General features: G+C 45.2%; 10 protein-coding genes. 6 read left to right on the top strand and 4 right to left on the bottom strand.

Going from position 1 to position 6,121, the window contains the following annotated elements:
- Window positions 1-213: 213 nt before the first annotated feature.
- The 3 genes from QUB37_RS25740 (at window position 214) to QUB37_RS25730 (ending at window position 2,650) form a co-directional block, all read left to right on the top strand.
- Window positions 214-1,044 (top strand): type II CAAX endopeptidase family protein, encoded by an 831-nt coding sequence (locus tag QUB37_RS25740; RefSeq protein ID WP_333167549.1) that lies wholly within the window; start codon window positions 214-216, stop codon window positions 1,042-1,044.
- 84 nt (window positions 1,045-1,128) lie between these two features.
- Window positions 1,129-1,386, top strand: a complete 258-nt coding sequence (locus QUB37_RS25735) for a hypothetical protein (RefSeq protein WP_333167547.1) — start codon at window positions 1,129-1,131, stop codon at window positions 1,384-1,386.
- 52 nt (window positions 1,387-1,438) lie between these two features.
- Window positions 1,439-2,650 (top strand): transposase, encoded by a 1,212-nt coding sequence (locus tag QUB37_RS25730; protein ID WP_333167545.1) that lies wholly within the window; start codon window positions 1,439-1,441, stop codon window positions 2,648-2,650.
- A gap of 244 nt (window positions 2,651-2,894) precedes the next feature.
- Here QUB37_RS25730 and QUB37_RS25725 read toward each other — a convergent pair whose 3' ends face one another.
- From QUB37_RS25725 to psbH, 4 genes are all read right to left on the bottom strand, one after another.
- A complete protein-coding gene (locus tag QUB37_RS25725; RefSeq protein ID WP_333156302.1) occupies window positions 2,895-3,161 on the bottom strand; it encodes a DUF3146 family protein in 267 nt (88 codons plus the stop codon).
- Window positions 3,158-3,820 (bottom strand): aminoacyl-tRNA hydrolase, encoded by a 663-nt coding sequence (gene pth, locus QUB37_RS25720; RefSeq protein ID WP_332958584.1) that lies wholly within the window; start codon window positions 3,818-3,820, stop codon window positions 3,158-3,160. Before pth ends, QUB37_RS25725 begins: the two co-directional genes overlap by 4 nt.
- On the bottom strand, window positions 3,821-4,081 hold the full coding sequence (locus tag QUB37_RS25715; protein WP_333167542.1) for a TatA/E family twin arginine-targeting protein translocase: 261 nt from the start codon (window positions 4,079-4,081) through the stop codon (window positions 3,821-3,823).
- Window positions 4,082-4,232: 151 nt separating this feature from the next.
- Entirely contained in the window at window positions 4,233-4,436 is a 204-nt protein-coding gene (gene psbH / locus QUB37_RS25710) for a photosystem II reaction center phosphoprotein PsbH (protein ID WP_015176007.1), read from the bottom strand.
- A 212-nt stretch (window positions 4,437-4,648) separates the two neighbouring features.
- On the opposite strand from psbH, the gene psbN reads away from it, so the two are divergent.
- From psbN to aroC, 3 genes are all read left to right on the top strand, one after another.
- Window positions 4,649-4,780 carry a photosystem II reaction center protein PsbN gene (gene psbN, locus QUB37_RS25705; RefSeq protein WP_190742515.1) on the top strand — a complete coding sequence of 44 codons (132 nt, stop codon included), beginning with the start codon at window positions 4,649-4,651 and terminating at the stop codon, window positions 4,778-4,780.
- The gene (locus tag QUB37_RS25700; protein WP_333167540.1) at window positions 4,761-4,916 is read left to right on the top strand and encodes a hypothetical protein; all 156 of its coding nucleotides are present in this window, start codon (window positions 4,761-4,763) and stop codon (window positions 4,914-4,916) included. The genes psbN and QUB37_RS25700 overlap by 20 nt, the downstream gene beginning before the upstream one ends.
- A 103-nt stretch (window positions 4,917-5,019) precedes the next feature.
- Window positions 5,020-6,120, top strand: a complete 1,101-nt coding sequence (aroC, locus tag QUB37_RS25695) for a chorismate synthase (protein ID WP_333167538.1) — start codon at window positions 5,020-5,022, stop codon at window positions 6,118-6,120.
- Window position 6,121: the final 1 nt, after the last annotated feature.

The following is a 6,121-nucleotide window of genomic DNA, read 5'->3' as shown; positions in this document are numbered from 1 at the left end:
CGCCCTTTATTTCACATTTTGGTACAGAATGCAAGGGCTTATTGAGAATGGTGCAAGATCTCAGTTAAAACCGACTGCCCACCTAAATTAGATTGTGATAAATTTCAGTCCTCTTTGAGAGGACTTTCGCTATGAGACAGGGGTTTTTAACCGCTGTCGGACTGTCCGACAGACCAATAAGCCGATTTACCCAATTTCAACTCATTTACAACAATGATTAACCGCCTCCAAATAATAGCCAGTTATCCATTTCCTTTACGTGTGATAATTTTCCTATTAATCTTGCTAGCAATTTGGCTGCCGCTAGCAGCACCAATTTATCTCTTAGTTAAAGATAGTAACCTAGCAACTATTCTGACAATGGGATTGTTGTTTATTGAGTTTCTGCTCCTAGTGCCGCGCTGGGGAAAACAGGTTTACGGACAAACCCAATTACTCAAAAGTTACGGTTTAATCAATACGCGAAAAAACGGTTTTGAGCTTTTAATCGGATTGGCGATCGGGCTTGTGCTCACTTTCAGCTTATTTGCGGTGCAAGGGCTGTTCGGCTTAGTCGCGTGGCAAAATTCTGATAATTTGCCTAGAATCATCGCAGAAGGGCTGTTAAGTGCTCTTGGAGTCGGTTTTGCGGAGGAGTTGGTATTCCGTGGTTGGTTGCTGGACGAGTTGCAGCGGGATTACAATTATAAAATATCTCTGTGGGCGAATAGCTTGGTGTTTGCCCTCTCTCATTTTATCAAACCTGTCGCGGCTATGCTGGGGAGTTGGCCGCAGTTTCCGGGGTTGTTGTTGCTGGGTTTGAGTCTGGTTTGGGGAAAAAGATCGCGCCAAAATCGCCTCGGTTTGTCGATCGGGCTTCATGCAGGTTTAGTCTGGGGATATTACATAATTAACATCGGGCAGTTAGTGCGATATTCGGCATCTGTTCCCGACTGGGTGACAGGAGTTAACGGCAATCCGCTAGCTGGGGCGATCGGGTTGTTGTTTTTGAGTGTATTGGCTTTGGGAATGCGAAAAATGTCCGAACATTCCAAAGGTTTCTAGTAAGGACGAAGAGTCCTTATTTCAGACTACTTTGAGGACTCAACTCCTCACTACCAAACAACTTATTACAAAATTGATAAACTTATGAAACTCAGCATCTTTGCCATTGCTACACTGTTAACTTATCCAGGTTTGTTAGCTCCGGCAAACGCACAAAATACCGCACAAGTCAAGCCAAATAATTCTTTAGTTCAAGTGCAGCCAACGCCAGAACAAATTCTCAATGCTTGCGTGCAGAATCAGGTTGAAACCCTGCCAAATCCTTTTACCGATGTACCTTCCAATCACTGGGCTTACAAAGCTGTTTTGACCAAAAGATTGGGTTTCAAGCCTCGCCCATAAGCGGGCGACTTTATTGGTGATATGATATTGCCGTAGAGGTTTTCCACGTCAAATGATTGTTCTGGAATTTAAAGCTAAAGGAAAAACAACCCAATATGCTGCAATAGATGAGGCGATTAAGACGGCTCAGTTTGTCCGCAACAAGTGTATCCGTTATTGGATGGATAACCGTGGTGTAGGACAGAAAGAGCTTTATCGCTACAACACAGCACTAAGGGCTGAATTTCCGTTTGTCAAAGCTTTAAACTCCCATGCCTGCCAAGTTTCGGTTGAGTGGGCTTATAGTTCAATTGCTCGGTTCTACGACAATTGCAAACGGCAAGTTCCCGGCCAAAAAGGGTATCCAAAGTTTAAGAAAAATTGTCGCTCAGTTGAATATAAAACTTCTGGATGGGCGCTTTCTGAAACACGAAAGCAAATTATCTTTACAGACAAGAAAGGCATTGGCAAATTAAAACTGAAAGGGACTTGGGATATAAACTTCTATCAAATCGAGCAAATCAAGCGGGTAAGGTTAGTTCGTCGCGCTGACGGTTATTACGTTCAATTTGTAATAAAAATTGAATCCCAAGTAGACGTAAAGCCAACTGGTAAAACAATCGGTTTAGATGTTGGACTCAAAGAATTCTATACCGACAGCAATGGATATAGCGAACCTAACCCTAGATTTTATCGAAAAGGTGAGAAGCGGTTGAAGTCTCGACAGCGCCGTGTTTCTCGCAAAAAGAAAGGCTCTACCAATAGAAAAAAAGCCATTAATCGACTAGGGCGAGTACACCTCAAAATAAGTAGGCAACGTCAAGAACACGCCAAGAGAGTGGCGCGTTGCGTAATCCAATCTAACGATTTGGTCGCTTATGAAGATTTGAGGATTAAGAACTTAGTCAAAAATCATTGTCTCGCCAAGTCGATTAATGATGCAGGTTGGTATCAATTCAGGAAGTGGTTAGAGTATTTTGGAGTTAAATTTGGCAGAATAACAGTAGCCGTTAATCCCGCCTATACTTCTCAAAATTGCTCTAACTGTGGTACGGTTGTGAAAAAATCTCTATCTACAAGAACCCACAGTTGCAAGTGTGGATTTGAGTTAGATAGAGATTGGAACGCAGCTATCAATATTCTGAATTTAGCCTTGGGTACTACGGGTCACGTAGGAACCTGGATTTTAAATCCGAACGCTTCGGGAGATTCGACCTCTACTCAGGCTGGAGTAATCTTGTTTGGGCAAGTTGAGTCTATGAACGAAGAATCCTCACGCCTTTAGGCCCAGGAGTGTCAAAATGTATTATTGCGGGGCTTACCGAGAAGCGACGCCACCTGCTTTAATTAAAAAATTACTGGAATCTGGAGATCATAGTAGAGAAAGTTTGCATTCCCCATGGCCTTTTCCCAATTTCCCATTACAGAAATTCCCCCTGATTAATTAAAGAATTACTGGAATCTGGAGATCATAGTAGAGAAAGTTTGCATTCCCCATTACCTTTTCCCACTTTCCCATTACCAAGATTTTAAAACTCAGCCCGAACCGTAAACGAATAATCCCCGCCCGGTTCAAGCTGATAATCCCATTTTTCCAGAAAACGGTGCAGCGGTTCCTGAATCAATGCCCTACCCTGAGAAGGCTCAAGTATCAGTGTTTTTTCTGCCGTGAAACGCCACTGAAACTGCCACTCAAAATTGCCGGCAGTCACTTCACCCTCAATCGTGCCTTTTTGCCAAGATTGGCCAGTAACCCGGACATATGCAGTTGTTTCAGGCAAACGTCTCGAACTCACCTTTTTGTTTCCGCGTTTGTTTCTGCAATTGTGCGACTATTGTAAAGGCTCATGGCTTTTTCTACTCCTTGGTGCAGACTCAGTTCCACAGCTTCTACAACCAGTTTAAGCACTTTCTCTACTAACTGACTTTCCTCTGAGGAAAATTTTCCTAAAACGAAGGAAATCGTATCTTTCTCATTTTTAGCCGCATCGTTTTGAGGTTTGCCGATGCCAATCCGCAAGCGGGGAAACTTGTCTGTGCCCAAATGAGAAATTGTCGATTTCATGCCGTTGTGTCCGCCGGCAGAACCGGCAAGCCGCATTCTCAATTTCCCGATCGGCAAATCCATATCATCGTATACTATTAATACCGACTCAGCAGGTATCTTGTACCAATCCGTCGCCGCCCGAATCGATTGACCCGACAGATTCATGTAAGTAAGCGGTTTCAGCAAGCGAATTTTCTGTCCCCGCGGCCGGTTTCCCTCGCCAAATATGCCTTGAAATTTGCGATTTTCCGACAGCGAAATCTGCCAAGATTTAGCCAAGGCATCGACAGCATTAAAGCCTATGTTGTGTCGGGTGCGATCGTATTTAGGTTCGGGATTGCCCAACCCAACTATTAGCTGGGGAATCACTAACTCCGCTGGTGTTTCCGACTTCTGAGTGTTGTTCATTTAAATGTCTGTGCTATCTTCCTTGGGAGTAGCCGCCGTGAGTTTTTCAGTTGCCGGTTTGCTGCTAGTTGCTACTGCTTCTTCTAACTGCTTAGCTTCCCGCGTGAACTCCGACTCAAAATCCCGCGAAGCCTCTTGAAAGCCCCGAATTGCCTTCCCCATACTCCTGCCAATTTCGGGTAATTTTTTCGGGCCAAATACCAATAGGGCGATCGTAAAAATAACTGCCATTTCGGGCAAACCAATGCCAAAAATATTCATTGTTTTTCTCCAGCAATTTGTTTAGTTACTTCTTGTTTATTTATGGAAAAAGTAATCGGAAAGGGTAAGGAAAAACGGAAAAACTTAGCTTTTACCCTTTCTCCTCAACCCTAAGCTTTTACTTTTAGCCTTACTGTTTTGTGATCAATTTTTAGCGGCCTAGGCTCGACCAATCCATATCCACACTCTCCAGAATCAGAGAAGAGTTGTAGATTTGCAAAATAATCAACAAGAACACGAAAAACAGTCCAATGAACACGCTCATCAATAGCGTGGTTCCCCAGCCGGGGGCTACCTTGCCGTATTCCGAGTTAAGGGGTTTGAGTATATCTCCTAACCAAGTCCGTTGTGCCATAAGTCACCTGCAATGAATCTCTACAGAAAAGTTTGACATATTTCTACCGCTAATTGCGATCGCAATTTCTCAGAAATGCTGCAGGGGGACTCGCAAAACGGGGAGTGGGGGTTGGCTGCCATAGCGTACAGCGCCTAAAATCACTAGACTTTCAGACGGATTGTTATTTTTTGTAATATTATAGAGTGGAGCACTCATAATCGATCAAAAATATGGAACCCGCAGCAGTTCTCGGCATTTCTCTCGGTGTGTGTCTGGTGGCCATCACCGGTTTCTCGATCTACACGGCTTTCGGCCCTCCCGCTAAGGAATTGAGAGATCCTTTTGAAGAACACGAAGACTAAAGAAGGAAGAAGGAAGAAGGAAGAAGGAAGAAGGAAGAAGGAAGAAGGAATATTTTTTTATCTCCCTCTCTCGCCATCTCCCTCTCCCCATCTCCCTCGGAGATATTTTTATACTGGGAAGGGAGTGATGCTGTGAGGCGATCGCCTGTCGCCTACTCGTCAATGGTATATTTTTCAGAAATACAGTAAATCTCTATTCCATTTAAGCTAAAAATTATTAGGTGTCAGGCTAAAGCATCATGGGGAACACATTTGGGCATTTATTTCGGATCTCGACATTTGGGGAATCTCACGGCGGTGGTGTGGGAGTAGTAATTGACGGTTGCCCGCCCCTGGTGTCGATCGACGCATCGGAAATTCAAGCCGAACTCGATCGCCGCCGCCCTGGCCAAAGCAAAATTACTACGCCCCGCAAAGAAGCAGATACCTGCGAAATTCTGTCGGGGGTGTTTGAAGGCAAAACTTTGGGAACGCCGATCGCCATTTTAGTCCGCAATCAAAACACTCGCCCCCAAGACTACGAAGAAATGGCGACAACTTACCGCCCTTCCCACGCTGATGCTACCTACGATGCTAAGTACGGAATTCGTAACTGGCAAGGCGGAGGTCGAAGTTCGGCGAGAGAGACAATTGGTAGAGTAGCAGCAGGCGCGATCGCTAAAAAAATTCTCAAACAAGCAGCAGGAGTCGAAATAGTCGGCTACGTCAAACGCATCAAAGATTTAGAATGTGTCGCCGACCCGGACACTGTTACCTTAGAACAAGTAGAAAGCAACATCGTCCGCTGTCCAGATGCCGAATGCGCCGAAAGAATGATTGAACTAATCGAAAAAGTTCGGGATAGTGGAGATTCGATCGGCGGTGTAGTCGAATGCGTCGCCCGCAATGTACCCAAAGGTCTGGGAATGCCCGTATTCGACAAACTCGAAGCCGATTTCGCCAAAGCCATCATGTCCTTGCCCGCCAGCAAAGGCTTTGAAATTGGTTCCGGGTTTGCCGGGACTCTGCTCAAGGGCAGCGAACATAATGATGAATACTATACTGATGATAAGGGTGTAATTCGTACAGTGACGAATCGCTCTGGCGGAATTCAGGGTGGGATTGCTAACGGCGAAAATATCATTTTGCGGGCGGCATTCAAGCCGACTGCGACAATTCGCCAGCAGCAGCGCACCGTTACCCGAGAAGGCGAAGAAACGCTGCTGGCTGCCAAGGGACGGCACGACCCTTGCGTTTTGCCAAGAGCTGTGCCAATGGTGGAAGCGATGGTAGCTTTAGTGTTGTGCGACCATCTGCTGCGCCATCACGGACAATGTGGAACCTTAAAGCCTGAATTTTAAA

It is taken from the genome of Microcoleus sp. AT3-A2 (genome assembly GCF_036705685.1).
In the GTDB taxonomy this organism is placed as follows: domain Bacteria; phylum Cyanobacteriota; class Cyanobacteriia; order Cyanobacteriales; family Microcoleaceae; genus Microcoleus.
The sequence above is the reverse complement of the archived record's forward strand: the minus strand, read 5'-3'. Positions and strand labels throughout refer to the sequence as shown.

What these genes read in the sequence shown, in the direction of transcription:
- QUB37_RS25735 (WP_333167547.1), top strand. Translation starts at nt 1,129, where the DNA reads ATGAAACTCAGCATCTTTGCCATTGCTACACTGTTAACTTATCCAGGT.
- QUB37_RS25715 (WP_333167542.1), bottom strand. Translation starts at nt 4,081, where the DNA reads ATGAATATTTTTGGCATTGGTTTGCCCGAAATGGCAGTTATTTTTACG.
- aroC (WP_333167538.1), top strand. Translation starts at nt 5,020, where the DNA reads ATGGGGAACACATTTGGGCATTTATTTCGGATCTCGACATTTGGGGAA.
- psbH (WP_015176007.1), bottom strand. Translation starts at nt 4,436, where the DNA reads ATGGCACAACGGACTTGGTTAGGAGATATACTCAAACCCCTTAACTCG.
- psbN (WP_190742515.1), top strand. Translation starts at nt 4,649, where the DNA reads ATGGAACCCGCAGCAGTTCTCGGCATTTCTCTCGGTGTGTGTCTGGTG.
- QUB37_RS25740 (WP_333167549.1), top strand. Translation starts at nt 214, where the DNA reads ATGATTAACCGCCTCCAAATAATAGCCAGTTATCCATTTCCTTTACGT.
- QUB37_RS25730 (WP_333167545.1), top strand. Translation starts at nt 1,439, where the DNA reads ATGATTGTTCTGGAATTTAAAGCTAAAGGAAAAACAACCCAATATGCT.
- pth (WP_332958584.1), bottom strand. Translation starts at nt 3,820, where the DNA reads ATGAACAACACTCAGAAGTCGGAAACACCAGCGGAGTTAGTGATTCCC.